17 protein-coding genes are annotated in these 21,627 nt (G+C 45.9%); 5 read left to right on the top strand and 12 right to left on the bottom strand.

Translation table 11 applies throughout. From position 1 onward, the window contains the following. Positions 1-218: 218 nt before the first annotated feature. A complete protein-coding gene (locus tag AYI87_RS02715) occupies positions 219-2,465 on the bottom strand; it encodes a PKD domain-containing protein (RefSeq protein WP_144199343.1) in 2,247 nt (748 codons plus the stop codon). A gap of 553 nt (positions 2,466-3,018) precedes the next feature. After that, the gene (locus AYI87_RS02710; RefSeq protein ID WP_144199341.1) at positions 3,019-5,265 is read right to left on the bottom strand and encodes a PKD domain-containing protein; all 2,247 of its coding nucleotides are present in this window, start codon (positions 5,263-5,265) and stop codon (positions 3,019-3,021) included. A gap of 650 nt (positions 5,266-5,915) precedes the next feature. On the opposite strand from AYI87_RS02710, the gene AYI87_RS02705 reads away from it, so the two are divergent. The 3 genes from AYI87_RS02705 (at position 5,916) to AYI87_RS02695 (ending at position 11,096) form a co-directional block, all read left to right on the top strand. After that, positions 5,916-6,506, top strand: a complete 591-nt coding sequence (locus AYI87_RS02705; RefSeq protein ID WP_144199339.1) for an ECF-type sigma factor — start codon at positions 5,916-5,918, stop codon at positions 6,504-6,506. A 17-nt stretch (positions 6,507-6,523) separates the two neighbouring features. Further along, entirely contained in the window at positions 6,524-9,349 is a 2,826-nt protein-coding gene (locus AYI87_RS02700) for a serine/threonine protein kinase (protein ID WP_144199337.1), read from the top strand. A 553-nt stretch (positions 9,350-9,902) separates the two neighbouring features. Then, the gene (locus AYI87_RS02695; RefSeq protein ID WP_144199335.1) at positions 9,903-11,096 is read left to right on the top strand and encodes an amino acid aminotransferase; all 1,194 of its coding nucleotides are present in this window, start codon (positions 9,903-9,905) and stop codon (positions 11,094-11,096) included. 61 nt (positions 11,097-11,157) lie between these two features. Here AYI87_RS02695 and yvcK read toward each other — a convergent pair whose 3' ends face one another. Beyond that, entirely contained in the window at positions 11,158-12,069 is a 912-nt protein-coding gene (yvcK, locus tag AYI87_RS02690; protein WP_144199333.1) for a uridine diphosphate-N-acetylglucosamine-binding protein YvcK, read from the bottom strand. Between the two features lie 135 nt (positions 12,070-12,204). On the opposite strand from yvcK, the gene AYI87_RS02685 reads away from it, so the two are divergent. Together AYI87_RS02685 and AYI87_RS02680 are read left to right on the top strand one after the other, a co-directional pair. Next, entirely contained in the window at positions 12,205-13,032 is an 828-nt protein-coding gene (locus AYI87_RS02685; protein ID WP_186300539.1) for a glucosaminidase domain-containing protein, read from the top strand. Next, positions 13,010-13,633: a DUF2987 domain-containing protein gene (locus AYI87_RS02680; RefSeq protein WP_144199329.1), complete on the top strand. Its 624-nt coding sequence runs from the start codon at positions 13,010-13,012 to the stop codon at positions 13,631-13,633. The genes AYI87_RS02685 and AYI87_RS02680 overlap by 23 nt, the downstream gene beginning before the upstream one ends. An 80-nt stretch (positions 13,634-13,713) precedes the next feature. Here AYI87_RS02680 and ttcA read toward each other — a convergent pair whose 3' ends face one another. The 9 genes from ttcA to AYI87_RS02635 form a co-directional block, all read right to left on the bottom strand. Next, complete coding sequence (ttcA, locus tag AYI87_RS02675; RefSeq protein WP_144199327.1) at positions 13,714-14,667, bottom strand: tRNA 2-thiocytidine(32) synthetase TtcA; 954 nt, start codon at positions 14,665-14,667, stop codon at positions 13,714-13,716. 84 nt (positions 14,668-14,751) lie between these two features. Beyond that, a complete protein-coding gene (gene uspE / locus AYI87_RS02670) occupies positions 14,752-15,684 on the bottom strand; it encodes a universal stress protein UspE (RefSeq protein ID WP_144199325.1) in 933 nt (310 codons plus the stop codon). Between the two features lie 94 nt (positions 15,685-15,778). Then, on the bottom strand, positions 15,779-16,528 hold the full coding sequence (etrA, locus tag AYI87_RS02665; RefSeq protein WP_011865791.1) for an electron transport transcriptional regulator EtrA: 750 nt from the start codon (positions 16,526-16,528) through the stop codon (positions 15,779-15,781). Positions 16,529-16,583: 55 nt separating this feature from the next. Next, on the bottom strand, positions 16,584-17,276 hold the full coding sequence (locus AYI87_RS02660; protein WP_144199323.1) for a sulfite exporter TauE/SafE family protein: 693 nt from the start codon (positions 17,274-17,276) through the stop codon (positions 16,584-16,586). Further along, on the bottom strand, positions 17,273-17,458 hold the full coding sequence (gene ccoS, locus AYI87_RS02655) for a cbb3-type cytochrome oxidase assembly protein CcoS (RefSeq protein ID WP_144199321.1): 186 nt from the start codon (positions 17,456-17,458) through the stop codon (positions 17,273-17,275). Before ccoS ends, AYI87_RS02660 begins: the two co-directional genes overlap by 4 nt. Next, entirely contained in the window at positions 17,455-19,878 is a 2,424-nt protein-coding gene (locus tag AYI87_RS02650) for a heavy metal translocating P-type ATPase (protein ID WP_144199319.1), read from the bottom strand. Before AYI87_RS02650 ends, ccoS begins: the two co-directional genes overlap by 4 nt. A 6-nt stretch (positions 19,879-19,884) precedes the next feature. Next, complete coding sequence (locus AYI87_RS02645) at positions 19,885-20,364, bottom strand: FixH family protein (protein WP_144199317.1); 480 nt, start codon at positions 20,362-20,364, stop codon at positions 19,885-19,887. 110 nt (positions 20,365-20,474) lie between these two features. Further along, on the bottom strand, positions 20,475-21,443 hold the full coding sequence (gene ccoP, locus AYI87_RS02640) for a cytochrome-c oxidase, cbb3-type subunit III (RefSeq protein ID WP_144199421.1): 969 nt from the start codon (positions 21,441-21,443) through the stop codon (positions 20,475-20,477). A 2-nt stretch (positions 21,444-21,445) separates the two neighbouring features. Continuing rightward, positions 21,446-21,613 carry a CcoQ/FixQ family Cbb3-type cytochrome c oxidase assembly chaperone gene (locus tag AYI87_RS02635; protein ID WP_011865785.1) on the bottom strand — a complete coding sequence of 56 codons (168 nt, stop codon included), beginning with the start codon at positions 21,611-21,613 and terminating at the stop codon, positions 21,446-21,448. Positions 21,614-21,627 lie beyond the last annotated feature (14 nt).

Here is a 21,627-nt window from a genome sequence, read left to right as displayed (position 1 = left end):
TCAAGAGTTTTGAATCGTGGTCTGTGTAAAACTCTAAAGTTTGAATCTCAGGTGAGAAGATATCGGATACACTGAATGCTTATGGCGATTGTTGAGGGCTATTGTTACTCAGGCAAAATGATTTATTTATCAAACGCAAATTTTCAATTGTCTTTGGATTGGTATTAAAAGCGATCAGCCACCGCTATCGATGGCTAATCTATTGACTATCGATTTTTTTATCTTGGTTGTTCTTGATGTGATAGCTTAGTGTGCATTCTTACATCAGATAGAGCGGATTTTATTGTTCCTGCATCTGATTGAACGATCTGACTAAGGTTTATCGGTGCTATGTCCAATTTACGCATAGGTCGGATAGCGTAAGTGTGAAGTCCATCACCATATGGGCTGTAATATGTATTTAGCAGCCCAAATTCATTACTTTTTTGTGCAATCAGTTTCCAGTTCAGGTCGCGATACAGCTTGCAATTTGCTATTAAAGATGAACGGCAATTAGGAGACGGCCCAACATCCTTATCTAAGAATAACTGAAGCGTAAGTGAACCATCTTCAAGAATCTGCCAGTTTCCGTACATGATCGTGATTTCATAAGTACTAAGCTTCCCATCTTCATCGTCGTCGCTGGTCAATATTATTTCAGCATCGCCATTTTCATGTAGTTCATACCAAGTCTGATAAAGGCTATCTGTAAATGGTGAGCGAGCGAATTGGTAAATACCAGCTGCAGTATCGGAATTCCATGAAGGAAGTTTGTCTTTAGTGACTATTTTTCCTCTGCCGACAGCATAACCACGGAAATTAGAACCATCTTCACTGGTTTCTAGTGCAAATAAATCTAAGGTATTACCTGTTTGAATTTTCTTAAATCTTGTTTTTGAGCCGTCTGTAAAGTTTAGTTGAAGTACACCTTCGCTATCTTGCCAAGTAAACGGTTTATCCGAAAAGCGCAGTGTGCCTGTTGTGTCGTCGTTTAGGGTTAAGGTTTCAGTCCATGACATAACCGTTTGACTTATTTGGTTATAAGGCGTCGTTACGTAAGCGGTGTCTAAAGAGTTGATTTGAATAGGCTGAACGCTGCTTTCCTTTGATGCGATTCTTAAGATTTGCTCTGGTTCTATCAGATCTTCGAGTTCTCCGTTAGGATAGTGGTAGGTATGATAATAAGTGATTAATAATGAGTCGTTAATACTGTTCGAACTAACTCGTTTTAGTTCATGTTTAGTGATTGAATGCTCGACTAGCGCTTTTGTACCCACGTCATTTACTTCCACATAATTATAGTAACTAACAACGTTTGGGTTGGACACCGTCGCCGTGATGGTTCCGTTCTCCATGATCCATTCAAAATCTTCGTTTCCAATAGAGCCTTTTCCATCGGTACCAAACTGATATATATCGCCATAAAGATGGTTATCTGCAGGAGAGACGTAATACACACTTGGTACAGAGTAGTCGGATGCTGTATCAATTAATGTTTCATCATTAAACATCTCTTGCTGAGCCTCCGCATATTCAGGTGTGCTTTGTACCTGTGAAATGTAGTCGTTTGTTGTAATTTCATCATCAATTAGTGCTAATGTATCACTTACGCCATCAGGAAGTGCGAGGCTGTGATTTTCGTTAGATTTGTCTATCGCTACTTTTATCGCTGTTGCTAATACCAGCACGTCATCAAAGTCTAATTGACTAGATAACAGATCAAAGGTTTCATTGTCTTTGATTGCTTCACCTTTATTAAGGCGCATAGCCAACCCATATTGTGCCGTGGTGATGTTTGTGACGTTAACAGCAAAGTTATCTGCGGCAGTAAGCGTTTTGTCATCGCCGGCTTGCTGGCTGAGCTTTTCAACGGTACCAAGCCAAGAGATTAATCCTGCATTAGATTGTTCGCCGCTACCATGGGCAACAATATTAACCACAGAATCTGCTTCGCTATCGTCGAGTAATAGGTCGACCGTATAGTACCCTTTGGCATCTGTTGTGGTTTCTACACCGACATTACGACCACTAACATTAATCGAAATTGTGGCGTTTGATAGGGGGGCGTCAGTTGCTAGGCCCATAAAGGATAGGGGGATAGTATTTGGATTAATGGTTATCTGAACATTGGTCGTTGCCGTCTCACCTGCATCATCGGTAACAGTTAACGCTAATTCGATGATGTCGCCATCAAGCCCGACCTCTGGCGAGGTAAAAGAGACTGTATCGCTATCTGCATTTTGCAAAGTTAAGTCGTGGCCACTCACTACAGTCCAAGAATAGCCGGTGATTTCGCCATCAGGATCACTTGCTGTTGCTGCGATGGTTGCCATCGCCTTTTCCTTGAATGAAGAGGGAGCAACTGAAACCGTCGGTTTTTGATTGACGGCTTTAATGTCTTCTTTGTCTGACTCACTGCTTCCGCAGGCGGTCATCATCATTGAGGCAATGATAAGTGAAGACAAGTATTGGTGTTTAAAAGTCATGTTAAATTCCTTTTAAGAAATGATTTTTTTAATCTAGGGTTGGTCACTAGTTCTGGTTATTTATAGGTAGCTAGAAACTGTTCAATGAAGCTTAAAAAATTGCAGTAAATACGACCTAAGGTTCCATTTTTATGAAGGAATTTTCTAATCGTTTGGACTGCAAATACTCCTTTCCGGTAAATGTCAATGAATTACTGGTGCCTAAAGAGTTTTTTGAAACGTTTTATAAATATCGACGGAATTTGCATGAATGCCTCCTTAATTCAAATCGATTTTTATAAAGTGGGGGTACGTCGTTTTGTTGTAAATAGGATCTAGGTTTTTATAGATTTGTGCTAGGTACGTTTTTATGATGAAAACACGTAAATTTAACAAAAATAGTGGGGCAGTATGCATTGAGGGAAATGATTTGAAGGTAAGGATTCTGTTAACCCTTATGCCGATTCATATAGAATGATTATTCTACAAATCCTTTATCAGATTAAAATTTGTGTTAAAGTTAAAAATCAGCCAACTATTATGATGGCTGATTTTTTTAACTTATGTTACTACCTTAATTCGATGGCTCTAGATGGGAATACCTTTTTATTACTTTGTAATGAGATTGCGTAGACTTGGTTGCTATCGCATTTGATGAAATTAACTGGTTAATATCAATAGGTGCATTATCCACTTTGTAAACTGTACGTGTATCATAGGTATAATTGTCTCTGTCAGTCAAAATCATGTGATGCGTATGCAGCAAACCATACTGGTTGCCTTGTTGTGCGATTAGCTTCCAATTTCTTTCATGATATAAGATACATTCCGGCGTTTCTGATCTTCGACATGTTGGCGTATGATCCAAGTTTTGACTTCTAAAACGCTGTATTCTTAACGTACCGTCGTCGAGAATCTGCCAGTTACCGTAACTGATGAAAATTTCGTTAACGCTAAGCACTCCATTCTCATCAAGATCGGATGTACTAATGGTGTCGGCATCGCCATTTTCATGGAGCTCAAACCAGTAATTCTCTAAAGGGTTATTAAAAACAGAATTATCGTATCCGTATATGCCCGCTACCTGATCGGGTTTCCATTGAGGGAGACCTGCTTCAGAAACAAATTTACCTTCGCCGACTAAGTAGCCTCGATAGTTGATGCCGTCTTCGCTTGATTCTAGTGCAAATAGATCTAAAGCTTTGCCTGTCTGTATTTTCTTAAATCTCGTGGTTGTTCCATCGTCAAAATTCAACTTAAACATTCCTTGGTCATCTTGCCAAGTAAATTGCTTATCTGAGAAGTGAAGGGTGCCACTATTATCGCTTTTTAGGAAAATAATTTCAGCAAACGAGAGAACAGATTCGCTGACTTGTTCATAAGGTATTGGCATGTAAGCTGTGTCAAGAGAATCTGTACGAATTGGTTGAACGCTACTTTCCTTCGCCGCAAGATTAACACTAGAAGTTGCTATAACTTTATCTTCTAGCTCACCGTTAGGGTAATGATTATTGTTGTAAGAGGTTATCAATAGCAAGTCGCTAGTGTCATTTGAACTAACTCGTTTTAGCTCATATTTAGTCGTTGAATATTCAACTGATACTTGAGTTTTTACACCGTTAATTTCTACGAAATCATAAGATGTAAAAACTTCTGGATGGGTAACGTTTGCTATAATCGTTCCATTTTCTTGGTTCCATTCATAATCTACATCTCCAATAGAGCCTTTTCCGTCGGGATTAAAGTTATATATATTTCCGCTTGCAAGAGTACTTGGGATTACGTAGTAAGCCCTTGGAGTAGCGTACTCTGAAACAGTGTCAAATAAATTTCCATCATTAAACATCTCTTGTTGTGCATCAGCATATTCCTGTGTGGTGCGAACTTGCTGGATATAGTGTTTTGCAATGGCAATATCATCTATTAACTCTAGTGTATTGTTGATGCCATCTGGAAGTTCAAGGTTCTGATTGTTGGTTGATTTGTCTATTGCGACTTTTATGGTTGTAGCCAAAGTAAGCACTTCATCAGGGTTTACTTGACTGGATAGCTGATCAAATATTGTATCGTCTTTGATCGCTTCATCATTGTTAACATGCATTGCCAACCCATATAGCGCCGTGGTGATGTTTGTGACGTTAACAGCAAAGTTATCTGCGGCAGTAAGCGTTTTGTCATCGCCCGCTTGCTGGCTAAGCTTTTCAACGGTACCAAGCCAAGAGATTAATCCTGCATTAGATTGTTCGCCGCTACCATGGGCAACAATCTTTACAACAGAATCTGCTTCGCTATCGTCGAGTAATAGGTCGACCGTATAGTTTCCTTTGGCATCAGTTGTGGTTTCAACACCGACATCACGGCCACTAATATTGACCGAAATTGTGGCGTTTGATAGGGGGGCATCAGTTGCTAGGCCCTTAATGGATAGGGGGATAGTATTTGGATTAATGGTTATCTGTACATTTGTCGTTGCCGTCTCACCTGCATCATCGGTAACAGTTAACGCTAATTCGATGATGTCGCCATCAAGCCCGACCTCAGGTGAGGTAAAAGAGACTGTATCGCTATCTGCATTTTGCAAAGTTAAGTCGTGGTCACTCACTACAGTCCAAGAATAGCCGGTGATTTCGCCATCAGGATCACTTGCTGTTGCTGCGATGGTCGCCATCGCCTTTTCCTGGAATGAAGAGGGAGCAACTGAAACCGTCGGTTTTTGATTGACGGCTTTAATGTCTTCTTTGTCTGATTCACCGCTGCCGCAGGCGGTCATCATCATTGAGGCGATGATAAGTGAGGACAAGTATTGGTGTTTAAATGTCATGTTAAAATCCCTTTTTTAGTAATGGTTTAGTAGTGTATTTAGAAGAATAATGTTTTTTTAAACTTTATTTGCAAACTAATTAATTAGAAGTAACTAAAAGATGAGGCCAACACATTAGCTTTTGGAATTACTGGTTTAATTTGCAACTTAACGGTTTGCCTGCAATGAACATCATTTTGTTGTCTGATGAAGGTTAAGCTTTCATCTATAGCGAGACAGTACAAAACCCTACCAATTTCTAAAAGCAAACAAGCAAGTACTATTCGCGAGTATTGAATTTGGCATCTTTAAAAAGAACTCTTTTAAGCTACCTAATCATAAAGGTTAGAATATGTGCTGAGATTGATTTAAAACAGATACGTTATTTAAACGTAAATACGTAAGTTTTAATCAAGTTACAGAGGTAGAAAACAGCCGCAAGAGCAGACCAAGAAGTGAATATGGGCTTCTACTAATGATTTAACGAGACTTTATGATGGTTGACACACTGATTACAGGGGAAAGGATTTTCTTCACTACGCTTGCCATCTATTAGACCCATCACTAAGACTAGAACACTAAACGGTTGCAGATTTGCTTTAGGGGCTGTTGTTAAAAGTTGAATTAATTGTTATATTTTAGTGCGTTAATAAGTCATGGATGTCTAAAGTTTGAACCAACTGCCAATTCACAGCACGGACGAGGTCTCGCTGTTAACCGATTTAGTGACCTGCTGGGATCACGAACATAAAAAAGTTGAGTCCCAGTTGTATCGATTTGCCTATCAGAAGTTCCGCAGTATTGCCACAGAGGTCAGATCCAAATCTTTAGAGGAATTCGACGACAATACTTGGTTGAGGATATCTTGTAATACGACGTCGCTAGTTCATGATGCGTTTATTCGAATGGCTCAAAGTCATGAGATTAGTGTTGAGAACAGTAGGGAGTTTTACATATTGTTTTCACAGGTTATCTATTCGATCCTGATTGATAATTTACGTAAGTCACAAGCTAAAAAACGACAGGTCGAATCCGACTCTCCTCGGCAAACTTCACCGGCCTTTCAACAATTATTTGAACTTGAGCACCTACTAAAGAGGTTGGCGCTTGACTATCCACGTCAGGTATCGGTTTTCATCTATAAATATGTTTGTTTGAGTTCATTAAAAGAAATAGCACAAATGTTGTGCATTTCAGAGTCATCAGTCGACAAGGATCTCTCTTTTATTAAGAAATATCTATCTGTACACCTCAACGATTAAATTGAATGGAATCATAAATGTCTTCATTGTACGAACACTACTCCCATCTCCTGGAGCTAACACCTACTGAACAACAGGCCTATTTGCAAAAGCTCAAAAGCGATAATAATGAGCTGTATCAACGCCTTCTGGTTATGTTAGATGTCCCGGATCTGAAAGTAACTAAATTGTTTAAAGCTGGTCTTGAGTATGCCTCCGAGGGTATGGTGGATTTTCTAGCGGAAGGTGACATTGTTGGTAAGTACCAGATTGTCCGCCGAATCGGACAAGGTGGGATGGGATACGTCTATCTTGGTGAACGACAAGATGGTACATACTCCCAAGTAGTTGCTATTAAAGCAGTTTCTTTATCTTTGATGTCGTCCGAAGAAGACTCGCTATTTAATTATGAAGCTCAAACATTAGCATCTCTTAGTCATCCGAATGTGGTGACAATACTTGATGCTGGCCAAGATAGTCGTGGTATTGCTTATGTTGTTATGCCTTATATTAAAGGGAAATCTATAACAGAGTATTGTAATAGGCTAACTGCTAGTGCCGATAAAGTTAGCATATTCATCCAAGTGCTGGATGGTATCGTTCACTCCCATGCCAACCAAGTGCTGCATCGTGACATTAAACCTGACAATCTCTTGGTTGATGACGAGGGAAGGGTACATGTGATTGACTTCGGTATCTCCAAACTGATGGGGGGCGAGGGCAGTCCTAGTCAATCTTATCTCAATGCACTATCTATTGATTACGCATCACCTGAGCAAAAGGCAGGTGAAAGAATAACAATTGCTTCAGACATCTATAGTCTAGGAAAGGTGCTTGAGAAGCTTCTACCTGACGATGATATTGTGGGGAAAATTGCAGCAAAAGCGTCTGCTAGACATGTCGATGATAGATATCAGACAGCAGCTGAGCTAAAAAATGAACTGCTAAATTATCTTGCTCACCGGCCAATTCTTGCTCATCCGAGTCGCGTTTACAATACCGGATTATGGTTCAAACGACATAAGTTAGCGGTCCTATTGACAATGGGGATCAGTATTGCTGCAACTGTCACTGGTTACCAATACTATCAGACTAAATTAGAGTCCTTGCAGCAAGCCGAATTGGCAGATGGCAACTTGAAGTTGGCCGAGGCGATGCTTGCTCAAGTTGATGTGAAAGTCGTGAGTGAAATAGAGCGTCAACGCGCGTTGGTGGAATCAGCAAGTCAAATAGAATTGGAACTACTACCCAAGGCACAAGCGGTTCGCTTTACGCTTTCACTGATGGAAGCGAATAAAGTAATTGGCGACTATGCAAAAGCTAGGCAAGAAACAAACAAATTGCTAGAACTTACAGCGGGTTTACCTGAGTTCCTGACGGAGCATATCATAGCAACAAAATTCCAATTGGAATTGGACGTGTTAGATAATCGAAGCCAGGATCTTGAACAGCGACTTACTGCGCTAATCGATGCGATAAGGTTAGTACCTAATACCCATGATGATAGGTTATTCGCGTTGGTCGATTGGGAAGTCGGCTCAGTAGCTTTGTCGAATAATAAGTATCATCAGCTATTCGAAACCCTAGTTCCGCATCTAGTGCCGAAGAATGTAAACCAAGAAATACTGTTACAGCATATCAAAATCATTGCTGAATCTAATGTACTAGATAAAAATAGCTTGAAACAACTAGAAACCCTGCTTGATAAGAGTGAAAGCGACATAGCTTCCGTGTCTGCCAAACGTTGGGCGAGTCTTTTGCACGATTGGTATCTCATGTCCAATTTGCAAGGTAAGCAATCTGTCGAAAATCTTAATAATCGGATTGTCAGCAACACAGGCCTATTAAGCTCTCTTTATGATAACAAACACCCATCCGTGTATGTATTGGCCATATTGGCTAAGCAATCGGCGTCAATCAACCGGTTTAAGCTTGGTGATGTTATCGATGAGATTTATAAGAATGTTGATGTTGACTCACTTCCGGCTGTTTACCGGACTAATTATTTTATCATTGAGCTAACAAATGCGATTAATGAAAAACGGTTTTCAGATGCATATCAAGTCATGAGGACCGTCTACCCAGAGTTATCGAATTACGGTGAAAATGCGTTAAATTATTATCTGCAGTTTTCAGTCTTTGCAAACGCATTTGACAAGCAAGGCCTATATTTAAATCAACTTCAACTTTTGATGGAACACTATAAGTCTAAAGGAAATCTCGGACATGCTGGATATTTTGCATATTCTTTATGCAGTAGCTCGTCTAAACAGTTTGAGTCTAATGTGATTGATATTAAAACGGGGCTAGCTGCATGTAATGACGCGATCGGCTTTTACCAGAAGCACTACGGAGAGAAAAGTAACTTTTACATCCTTTCCCTCGTTGCTAAATTGCAGCTCTATATCAAATTAGGGGATAAAGACGAAGTTAGACAACTAGTAGCGACGTTAGAGAAGAGGTTGTCTGACATTACCTATCCAACGACTCAATTAATTTATCTGAAAACAATGGCATTAGCGAGTTTGACACTTCAAGACCTTGATACAGCAGATGAAATCATCAATAAACTTGCAGTTCTTAACAATGTTAGTGCTTATGATTTATTACTTTTACAGCTTGAACGCATTCAGGCTGGAGGTGATAGCATTGACATAAATGCTGAAATCAAGAAAGCCCGCCCATTGAATTGTGAAGCGTTAACAAAAGATCAGTTATACAGGTTAAAAAGGTATGTTTCTGGCAAGGAATTTGATGCGTTAGATTTGTGCCCTAGATCAGTTGGATGGAGTGATATAGTGAAATCACCTGGTGAAGCGCAACAAATCTATGGTTCAGCAAAGGTGTTTATCCCGTACCTTTAAAGTCAATATAACGCATCATTTGCCGTTTATTCTGAAACTGAGCGGGTCAGGGTAGACGGCAAAAGTTAACCTATTTGAACTTAAACCTTAAATATAACAATAGGTTTAACCCATAAACTGGTAACAGCGTGACGGTTCAAGTCCGTCCTCGGGTACCATCATAATCAAAAGAAAATGATTGAAAAGAGCCTCGCTAACAAGTGGGGCTTCGTTGTTTTCGTGCAACCACTTTCTTCTCTAACCTTAGATTTTATGTTCCATTTTATGCCAGCACTCCAACTTGGTTCTTACCATCAGCAAGTTTAAGTGCGTAAGTCTACTCCTTTAAATAAAGCTAATGTGAGCCGGATCTCATCTTAAGGGATCTGCTAAATTTTGCTCGCATCGCTGGATAATCCCTAAAAGAATTACGCTTTGACCCTTTAAAAATCAGGAAAGCTAGGGCGGCATAAGAAAAATATTGATATAGAAAAATATCCGCTTTGAAGGGCGATGAGACAGTGGTATAACTAACCCCGAACCCCTTCTTATATTGACGTTTAGGAACACCACCATGATATTTAACCAGGTTGTACTGGCCCCCGCAGATCCCATTCTAGGTCTTACCGATGCTTTTAAGGCCGATCCTCGCGCAGATAAGGTTAATTTAGGTGTTGGCATCTATAAAGATGAATCTGGCCAGACGCCGATCCTCAAGTCAGTTAAGTTAGCCGAGCAAAAATTGCTGGAAACCGAAACCAGCAAGAGTTACCTGGGTATCGATGGCGTAACAGCCTATAACCAAGCCGTACAAGGCTTGTTATTCGGCGCAGAGCACGGCGTGATGAGTGAGAAGCGCGCGGTAACGGCGCAGGCGCCGGGCGGTACAGGTTCGCTTAGAATGGCGGCCGAGTTCGTGGTACGTAATACCGATTCGCGCACCGTTTGGGTGAGCAATCCAACCTGGGCAAACCACAATAACATTTTCCAGTCTGCTGGTTTAACCGTTAAGCAATATGGTTATTATGATGCCGCCAGTCACGATATCGACTTCGATGCCATGCTTACCAGCCTGGAGCAAGCCAACAGCGGCGATCTACTCCTGCTGCATGGCTGCTGCCATAACCCGACGGGTATCGATCTTAACATCAGTCAGTGGGAAGTGATTGCCCAGCTTTGTGTCGACAAAGGCCTGGTCCCTTTGTTTGACTTCGCCTATCAAGGTTTCGGTGCCGGCGTAGAAGAAGACGCTCAGGGTTTGCGTTTGGTCGCGAGCAAGGTGCCTGAACTCTTGGTGGCTAACTCATTTTCGAAAAACTTCGGTCTCTACAATGAGCGTATTGGCGCCGTGACCTTAGTCGCCGAAAACGAAGAGACGGCCAAGCGTGCCTTTAGCCAGATCAAGAGCACCATTCGAAGCAGCTATTCTAATCCGCCAGCACATGGTGCATTGATTGTAGCGACTATTCTCGGTGACGCTGAGCTTCGCAAGTTATGGGAAGAAGAGCTGACACAGATGCGCGAACGTATCGCAGAGATGCGCGTACTGTTCGTTAAGACATTGTCTGAGCAGGGCGTCGAGCAAGATTTCAGCTTTATCTCGGCGCAAAATGGCATGTTTAGCTTCTCTGGCCTTAATAAGGAGCAGGTGGCACGCCTGAAAGAGGAGTTTGGCGTCTATATCGTAGGTTCGGGCCGCATCAGCGTTGCCGGCATGACCCGCGCGAACATGGATACCATCTGCCGCGCTATCGCACAGGTGCTGTAACCTTCATAATAGGTAAAACACGATTAACAAAGACGCCACGCTAGCAATAACGTGGCGTTTTTTATGCCAGTGCGTCGAGCGCTTGTGGCTCAACGATGAGAGACAGAGCGTCTGCCAGCGCCGCTCTGTCGTGGAGCGCCTGATGGTGGCGACTACGTAGCGGGTAGTGGGTGACTATGCCTGTGGTGAGATATCTGTCCCCGTGACAAAGTACATGATCGACAGCCTTATTGCCCATCACCTGTTTAAACCAGCCAAGGCGTTTCTCCAGGCTGAAGTTTGCCGCGGCCGAGGGCTCCTGGGTGAGATTATCGATAAGAATCACTTTCGCTTTAGAGGCATGTAGCGCCTCAGCTAGCTTAGGCAGCAGGAGTGGCGGCATTATGCTGGTCAAAAAGCTTCCTGGGCCTAAGATGACGAGATCGGCTTGACGAAACGCCTCACAGGCCTCGAGGGTGGCATCCACCATAGGTTCCAGCGATAGGGCGATAGGGTCTTCACACTTCTGGTCGACCTCGACTTCGCCGAAGATACGATTGCCACAAGACTGAATCGCAACCAGATGGGTAGGCTGCTCCGACATGGGGATCACCTTGGTCTCTATGTTGAGCAGTTTGCGGATCAGATTGACCGCATCTAACGGCCGTACACAGAGGTCGTCCAGCGCCATCAGCACCAGGTTACCCAGGTTGTGATTAGCAAGTTCACTCTTACCGCCGAATCGATATTCAAACAGCAGTGAGCCGACGGAAGGGCGGCTGGCGAGTTGGGACAGGCAGTTACGCAGATCGCCCCAGGCGATGCAGTCTTGCTGCTGGCGTAGTCGTCCGGTAGAACCACCGTTATCTGTGGTCGCCACTATGCCCGTCAGTTTAGGGCCGAGAAATGAGAGAGAGGATAGGACTCGGCCCAGTCCGTGGCCTCCGCCAATGGCGACGACATGTTGATATTGATTGATGGCACAATCGCGCATTTCGGGTATTTCCTTCCTGAATCCCCATTTACCTGTCGGTCATTATAACTATTTCCCCCTCTAGGTATAGCGGTTTTGTTCATCGCGTAGATGACATATAATGCCGCCCATGAACTCATAATAAGAGCGAAGCATTTGAGAACAGGTCACATCAACAAGTTGATACTATCCTTAGGGATCGTTGCGCTGGCGGTATTGGCGGTAAAGCTATTCTTGATTGAGCGCAAAACCGAGCCAGACCAAGCGCCCGGGACGATTTTGAAAAACCGCAGTCAGTTTAGTGCCATCCCAGATTTTCAGGCGATCGGCGATGTCGGTATGAAAAAGCAGGCCTTCTTCGATTTCCTGCGCCCGGCTATCAGGCATCACAATGCGGTGATTAGCGATGAGCGCAAGTTTCTGGAGCAATCTCGCGCTCACCTAGCAAACCAGCAGCCACTGTCCGAGGCCGAAGACTATCGTATCTTACAGCTCGCGAGCAAATACCAGTATTCGATGCGCACAGCTACCCTGGAGTCTCTTGATGAGCTACTAACACGGGTCGATACCATTCCCGAAGACTTAGTACTCATTCAGGCGGCTAACGAGACAGGTTGGGGCAGTAGCCGTTTTGCCAGAGAAGGGATGAATTTCTTCGGCCAATGGTGCTTTAAGAAGGGCTGTGGTCTGGTGCCGCAGTCGCGAAGTGAAGGGCTTAGCCATGAGGTGGCCGTCTTTAAGAGCGTCGAAGACTCGGTGGGCTCCTATATGCGTAACCTCAACTCGAATGCGGCTTATTCGCTGCTGCGCGCCATTCGCGCCGATTTAAGGGCGCAGAATCAACCGGTCAGCGCCGAGAAGTTGGTGTACGGCTTAATGAATTACTCAGAGCGTCAAGAAGCTTATGTTGAAGAGCTGCTTGATATGCTACGTCATAACAATCAATTTTTGGTGGAAAATCATGAACAAAGGCCTGCTGTGTAGTTGCCTGCTTCTGGCAACGAGTGTTGTTCAGGCAACGCCCATTTCTCTCGACTATCAGGGCTTCTATCAAAGAATGAAGCAGATGAACAAAGGTAACTATTCGCTTATCGATATCGCCTTTTCCGTCCCTAAGGCGAACGGCTGTGTTATCGAGAGTGGCTCAATCACCACAGAGAAACGCGATTATCCGCTGACGATCTCCAACGACCAACGTCTCTATATTCCATTCGATGAGACCCTAAAGTCCGAGCGTGCCCTGATCAATCTGCAGATGAAAAATGATGCCACCCGCTGTGGTGTCGCCATGCAGATCCGCGCCAAATCACCATCGAGCGAATATAGCCAGGCAGCACTTAGCGAGCTGGCAACCCAGATGGATGAGCTGCTCAAGCAGATGCAGGGCTTTCCGATGAAATATTTCGCCGAGGATATTGCCGGGGTCAGCTTTGAGTTTGCGGATAAAGCGCAGGTGACGATCGACGGTAAAGCGCAGCAGGTTGATGGCATCTATCGCTTAGCAAGTGATGAAATAAGCGCGCTAACTAAGATTAGCTTTAGTGAGACGCCTAAGGTGGTCAGTCCTTGGGTAAAAAGCTCCTAATCTAAGCTCATCATTGGTCACGATGACTGAATAATAAAAAAGCCCTCAACTGAGGGCTTTTTTATATCTGAGATAAGCGCCTAAGGCGTATAGGTGCTCACCACATCAATTTTGAGCAGGTCACTGCTGCGCTTAGCTGCATCGAGATCGATGTGACCACTGTTGGCCAAGTCGAGGAAATCGAATGCCGGCAGGTCCGACTCGGCAACATCACCTTTCATCGGCGCATCGGGATCTTGCTTCAAAGAGACGAAATCAAACTGGTCACGGTCGACGCCCTGTGACGGGCTGGTATTTTGCATTGCGGTGAAGATGGTTTCGATGCGGCCCGGGAACTGTTTATCCCAGCTCTTGAGCATATCTTTGACCGCCGCACGCTTAAGGTTTTCCTGTGAGCCACATAGGTTACAAGGGATGATAGGAAACGCCTTTAACTCGGCATATTCGGCGATATCTTTCTCGCGGCTGTAGGCGAGGGGGCGGATCACTACGTTAGCGCCATCATCCGAGAGCAGCTTGGGGGGCATCGCCTTGAGCTTACCCGCGTAGAACATGTTGAGGAACATGGTTTCTATGATGTCGTCTCTGTGGTGGCCCAGGGCGATCTTCGTCGCGCCGATCTTCTGGGCAAAACCGTATAAGGTGCCGCGGCGCAGACGGCTGCAGAGCGAGCAGGTGGTCTTGCCTTCTGGGATCTTATCTTTAACGATAGAGTAGGTATCCTTCTCGAGGATATGGTAAGGCACCTTTAGGCTATCTAAGTAGGCTGGCAGAATATCTTCCGGGAAACCTGGCTGCTTCTGATCCAGGTTAACGGCCACCAGGTTAAAGTTAACCGGCGCTCTCTGCTGCAGATTGACCAGGATGTCCAGCATGGCGTAACTGTCTTTGCCGCCGGAAAGACAGCACATGACGGTGTCGCCCTCTCCAATCATGTTGTAATCGGCGATGGCACTACCGACTTCGCGCCTTAGGCGCTTTTGTAGCTTGTTTAGCCGAGTTATCTGTTTCTTTGAGAGGGTTTCTTCAGACATAATAAAAAACGCGCCTAGTATCGTAAAATTCTGGGCGCGTAGTATAGCTTAAAAAATGGGGCTAAAGAAGATGGCCTAAGGCGATCATTCCTCTTCTAACGGTGACTTATAACCGTCGGGCTTAATCGCCAGCAGGTCGCAGTTGATGCTGTCGATCACATGCTCGGCGGTGTTACCGATAAGCGCCGCAGAGAAGCCGGTGCGACCCACGGTACCTAAGATCACCAGCTCGGCATCGAGCTGCTCGGCAAGCTCAGGGATCACATCCTCCGGCAGACCTTCCTTGATATGGCAGAAGTCGCTGGAGATACCATAGTTGCTGGCCAGGTAACAGACTCGCTGCTCGTGCTGCATGCGAATGGTTTCGCTATAGGTGTGCGCGTCAAAGTCAGGCAACTCGATAGCCAGGTTAACTGGGGTGCCAGGATAACCATTCACCAGATGTACCTGAGCGTCGAACTTCTTGGCCAGATCCAGGGCATGTTCGATGATCTTACCGTTAAGGGTTTGATGATCGTCATCTTCGGACGCCACGTTGATGGCGCACAGGATCTTACCGGCCACCGGCCAGTCATGTTCTTTCACCAAGAGCACAGGCACGGGCGCCTTACGCATCAGATGCCAATCGGTAGGGGTAAAGATCACCGACTTGAGCTTATCGTGTTCGTGTGTGCCTTTAACGATCAGATCATAACCGCCTTCGATGGCGTGTAAGATGATGCTCTCGAAGGGACGATTGTGCCAGATCACTTCGCTGTCGATGGCGACGCCGCTGTCTTTGTAACCGGCCAGGATATCGTCTAACCAGGCCCTGCGCTGGGCAATCACGCCTTGGCGCATGGCTTCACGCTCATGACCCGACAGGATAGAGGTCATCTCGTAGGAAAAATCGAAAATAGAGAGGAAAACGGTGATTGACGCTTGGTTTTTAGAGGCCAGTTCGACTGCTCTGGCGAGGGCAGATTGCTTGTCGCTTGTTGGATCCACTACAACAAGGATCTTATGATAGTCCTTCATAGATTCTTCCTTTATCTGAGGTGGTACTTAAATAATGAGCGATATAGGGCAAATTGCCTTGTTTTAGATCAAATTTGCCCAGAAAATCGGCTGATTAGCGGCCTATCTTGTTGTTACCGGCTAACTTATTGAGCGAGTCAAAATCGACGATGGTAATGTACTTTCCTTTTACCTCGATCAATTCTGCTTTTTGGAAGCGTCCCAGGAGACGGCTGATGGTTTCAACGGTCAAACCAAGATAGTTACCAATATCACCACGTGTCATGGTGAGACGGAACTCTTTGGGCGAGAAACCACGGCTGCCGAAACGGCTAGCCAGATTACTGATAAATGCCGCTAGACGCTCCTCGGCGTTTTTCTTGCTGAGTAGCAAGATCATCTCTTGGTCGCTTTGGATCTCGTTGCTCATCAGACGCATGATCTGTTGTCTGAGCTTAGGCATGGTGCCTGAGAGCTCGTCTAAGGTATCGAAAGGAATTTCACATACCATGGAGGTCTCTAGCGCCTGGGCGAAACTCTGGTGGATCTGGGAGTGAATACCATCGAAACCTATTACGTCACCGGCCAGGTGAAAGCCTGTTATCTGCTCATCACCCTGTTCGGTAATGGTGTAGCTCTTGATGGTACCCGAGCGAATCGCATAGAGAGATTTTAACGAGTCGCCAGACTTAAATATTTGCTCGCCTTTTTGTATCGGTTTCTTACGTTCAATAATGTCATCAAGCTGATCTAGCTCGTTGTTATTCAACGTGAAAGGGATACATAAAGTACCCATGCTGCAGTCATGACAATGAATGGCGCATCCGGGTACAGCCGAACGACGACTTTTAATATTATCTGTCATAATCTCTCTCGAATTTCACAATTAGGCTTATGTTAAACTAATTTAATAGTCACAGCTAGCCTAGCTGCGCAAATGCAATATACAAAGTGTGTATGCCAAAGCTTACTAAGATTAAGCCGCTGATAAGCCTTACTTTTCGTGCCTGTACTAGCTGGGCAAAGTAGCGTGCGGCGATGCCAACGCTGACCAGCGCCGGTAGGGTGCCCAGGCCAAAGGCCGCCATGATCATCGCCCCTTGCTGCGCGGAGTTTGCCGCGACCGCCCAGGTAAGTGTGCTATAGACCAAGCCACAGGGCAGCCAGCCCCATAGCAGACCTGCCGCAAAGGCTTGTTTTAAATCTGTTATCGGTAACAACTTATTCGCAATAGGACCGATAACGCGCCACAATAATTTCCCCACGCGCTCAATCTGCACCACACCTGACCAGATCTGCGCAATATACAGACCAGTCACTATCATCATCACACCGGCGAATACGCGCATGCCAATCAGGTAGGCATCGATACTAAAGAGAGTACTGAGCAGGCTGGCCGAGCCGCCCACCAGAGCGCCGGCTGTGGTATAGCTTAAGATCCTCCCCAGGTTATAGCTGAGAATAAACTTAAGCTGAGCCAGCAGAATATTATCGCTGGCTTTTTTAGGGAGCTGCTGGGAGAAGGCGCCGACCAGGCCACCACACATGCCGATGCAATGGCCCGCGCCCATCAGACCGACGAGGAAGGCGCCGGTAATGCTAAAATCGATCAACTTGGCGTCGACTCGTCTTTGGTGTCTTGAGGCTTCTGCTTGATGTCATCATCAAACAAGATAGATACGCTCTGCCTGTCGAGATCGTCAAATTGTTCAGATTTAACCGCCCAGAAGAAGATGCCTACGGCAACCAGCACGAACAGCATGGCAATAGGGATCAAGACATAGATAATACTCATAAACGAACCTTTAGTAGTCTGAGGCTATTGGCGACAACAATTAATGAGCTGGCCGACATACCTATGGCGGCAATGTAGGGTAACACGTGTCCAGTTACCGCTAAAGGAATGATAAGCAGGTTATAGCCAAGCGCCCAGATCAGGTTTTGTCTGATGATCTGCTCGGTCATCTTGGCGATGCGAACCGCCTGAGGAAAGCGTGATAGCTGATCGCCGAGCAGGATAAGATCGGCACTGTTTTTGGCGATGTCCGCACCGCTGCCCATGGCTACCGACAGATTGGCTCCGGCAAGTACCGGCGCATCGTTTACACCATCGCCGAACATGACGACCTGCTTACCTTCATCTTTTAGCTGATTGATAAGTTTAAGTTTATCTTGAGGCTTGAGGCCTTTATGCAAGTTTTCTATACCCACTTCTCTGGCAACTTGCTCTACGTGTTCACTGGTGTCACCACTGGCAATACAGGTAGCAAAGCCCATCTCCTTGAGGGTTGCCAGAGTAGCTTTAGCATCTTCTCGCACCGTATCGCTCAGGGTAAAGCCGGCGAGTAGCGCGTCGTTATCGGCAAGATAGACGCTGTGCTGGCCGTCGATAGCGGTAACGCCTGTGTTTTGGCGAATAAAATCCGCGCTGCCGAGAAAATAGCGAGTGTCATTGACCTTAGCCTGTACGCCCGCACCGGCGACATACTGACTCTCATCCAAGCGGTAGCCACTCTGGTAGTAAGGCGCGAACGCTTTGGCGATGGGATGAATCGAATGCGATTCCATGGCGGCGGCGATTGCCAGCACATCGAGGGAGTCATCTGAGTTAAAACACTGAGTAAATTTCTTAGTCTCGCGCAGAGTGAGGCTGCCGCAGGTGAGAGTTCCGGTCTTATCAAACACCACCTGATCGACTTTCGGTAGCTTCTCAAATACACCTGGACGGCGAGCAACCACACCAAGCCTGGTAAAGAGGCCAGTAGCGCAGGTGACCGCAGTCGGCGTCGCCAATGCCAGCGCGCAGGGGCAGGTAGCGACCAAGACGGAAAGCGTGACCCAAAAGGCATCTTCCGGCCAATAGTGCTTCCACACCAGATAGGTTAGGGCGGCAACCAGTAAGATGGTCCAGGTGAAATAGTTGGAGATGGTATCGACGTAGAGCGCTACCTTTGGCTTGTTATTCGATGCCGCCTCTTGCAGGCGAATGATTTCGGCAACCAATTGATCTTGCCCAGTGGCCATGACATTGACCTTTATCGGATGATCCACATTGATGGTGCCCGCATACACCTGACTGGTGACATTCTTGGTCACCGGCATCTGCTCGCCCGTGAGCATGGCCTCGTTGACGCTGCTCATACCCTCGACGATATCGCCATCGGCGGCGATCACCTCACCGGGCTTGACCATGATGAGGTCACCCACCTTAAGGCGCTTGGCCGGCACTTCGGTTTGATTACCTTCATCGTCCAAAAGGTTAGCGGTGAGCGGGATCAATTTGTGCAGGTTATTGGAGCTAATGGAGGCTTTCTGCCGCGCGTTTTGTTCGAAATAGCGTCCCAGCAGCAGGAAGAAGGTAAACATGCTGACGGATTCGAAATAGACTTCGCCCTGGCCAGATACCGTAGCGATACAGCTGGCGATATAGGCGCCGCAGATGGCGATGGACACAGACACGTCCATATTGAGTCGGCCGGATAACATGGCGCGCACGGCGCTAAAATAGAAAGGCTGCGCCGAATAGAAGACCACGGGCGCGGCGAAGATCATGCTGACCCAGCGAAAATAGTCCCTGAACTCCACGTCGAGATCGGTGAAGTAATCAGAGTAGAGCGCCAGGGCAAACATCATTACCTGCATGGTGGCAAAGCCTGCCAGGCCGAGTCTGAGTAGGAACTTACGACTATTCTTCTTGCTCTGTATCTCTTCGTCATCCACCTGATAGGGAGCGGCTTGATAGCCGATACGGCTGATCTGCGCCAGGATCTCTGACAGCTTGAGCTTTTCGGGATCCCAGCTGACCTGGGCCCGCTCTGTGGTGGTGTTGACCGCAATCTTATTGATGCCATCGAGATGCTGCAGCTTATGTTCGATCAACCAGGCACAGGCCGCGCAGGTAATGCCATCTATGGTAAGAGAGGTACTGGCACTCTGCTTGTCTTTATGCAGGTCTTGATGCACAAAGTCTTGCTGCACCTCTTTAAGATCGAAGGCGGAAAAGGCGTTAAGGGCTTCGGGCACCAGCGCAGTCTGCTTGCTGCCTGGCTCGGTACGGTACTTATAATAATTAGTCAGTCCCGCCTCTATGATAGCGGCAGATACCGCCTGGCAGCCGGGGCAACACATGGGCTGAGGGACATTGTCGATAAGGGTCTCGAACTGGCGGCCGGTGGTTACCGGCTCGCCGCAATGAAAGCAGTTTAACGCATCCATAAAAGATTAATTTAACCAGTATTGTTGATTATCTTTTAGCTCGAGACGTTTCTGGATGCGCCATGTGCCATCAAACCCTTCCAGTCTGACTTCCCAGCTGCCCTGAAGCGGCGAGTTGAGCGCGATATGGTAAACCTGATTACCGTCGGCGGTGGCTACCTCGGCAAAGTCTTTCTCTTGTAGCGTTGGATGATAGAAGGATACGTTGAGCGCAGCTGTATAGGGCTCACCGCCATGTTGGGTGAGGGTGAGTTCATCTTGGGTTAGATGCAACTCAAATTGCAAGCCAAGTTGCTTGGCGTGTTTAATCTTACGCAGGTCCATATTAATGGCCTTGCCGTCTTTGTAATAGTCTTCCGATACCAAGGAGTCTTTATTTTCGACTGCGAGGAACATCAAATACACACTGGCAAATACGGCACACAGCGGCAAAATAATCAGAAACCAAGGCCAAAACTGTTTATACCAAGCTTGTGGTTTATTCATGGATACTACCTGTTATTTTTGTTGGCCATATCTTACCGTTAAAAGGCAGTGATAGCACTTAAAAAAAAGGCCTCGATCTGTTTCGAGGCCTTGGTGTTACTTATATGTAATTACTTGTTTGACAAGCTATAAACATAGGCTGTGATGACGTGAACTTTCTCTTCGCCCAAGACATCTTTCCAAGCAGGCATTACACCAGAACGACCGTTCTTAATGCTCTCTTGGATCACACCGCGACTACCGCCGTACAACCAGGTGTTGTCGGTGAGGTTAGGTGCACCCATGAACTTGTTACCAGTACCGTCCATACCATGACAGGCAAAACAACCTTTCATGAATGATGCCTGACCTTGAGCGGCTAGGGCTTCATCGTGGTCGCGACCAGACAGTTTAACGACGTATTCAGCCAGGCCTTTCAGCTCGCTGTCCTCGATTGGTAGACCGCCTTTTGGTGGCATCATGCCGTGACGACCGTTCATGATAGTGGTCTTGATAGTGGCAAGATCGCCGCCATATAACCAGTCACCGTCAGTCAGGTTAGGGAAGCCCTTGCTACCGCGCGCGTCACTACCGTGGCACTGAGCACAGTTTTGTAGGAACAGACGACCACCCACTTTCAGGGCTTCTTCGTTCTTCACTAGCTCTTCGAGCGGTGTTGCCAGATAAGCCGCGAAGATCGGGCTGTACTTAGCATTGGCTTTCTCAACCTCTTGGTCATACTGAACCCAGCGCTTTTCATTTGCAGCCAGTTCAACGGCAGCGGCAGAATCTTCCTTGATACCTTTGTCGGTACCAATGCTTTGGTTCGAGCTTGACCAGCCTAGGAAACCTTTATAGTTACCAAGACCTGGGTAGGCTGCCAGATAGACCACACCGAAGATGATGGTGATGTAGAACATATAACTCCACCACTTAGGCAGCGGGTTATTGATCTCTTCAATGCCATCAAAGCTGTGACCCATTGATTTGCCTTCTTCAACACCTGTGGTGTTTTTAGAGACAACAAACAGTAGGATGAAACATCCTGCGATTACCACAATTGTGAGTACGGTAATCCAAATACTCCAGAAGCTACTCATCATCACTTATGTTCTCCTGAGTCCTTGTGCTTCTCATCATCTGAGAAAACAAGGTTAGCGGCCTCGTCAAACTGCGCTTTACGGCGACCGCTATAAGCCCATGCAAAAATACCGACAAACGTCACCATGACAACAATGGTAATAATCCCTTGTACTGTGCCGTAATCCATATTTATGCCTCCAA

Source organism: Shewanella sp. KCT (assembly GCF_007636505.1).
GTDB classification, from domain to species: domain Bacteria; phylum Pseudomonadota; class Gammaproteobacteria; order Enterobacterales; family Shewanellaceae; genus Shewanella; species Shewanella halotolerans.
The sequence above is the reverse complement of the archived record's forward strand: the minus strand, read 5'-3'. Positions and strand labels throughout refer to the sequence as shown.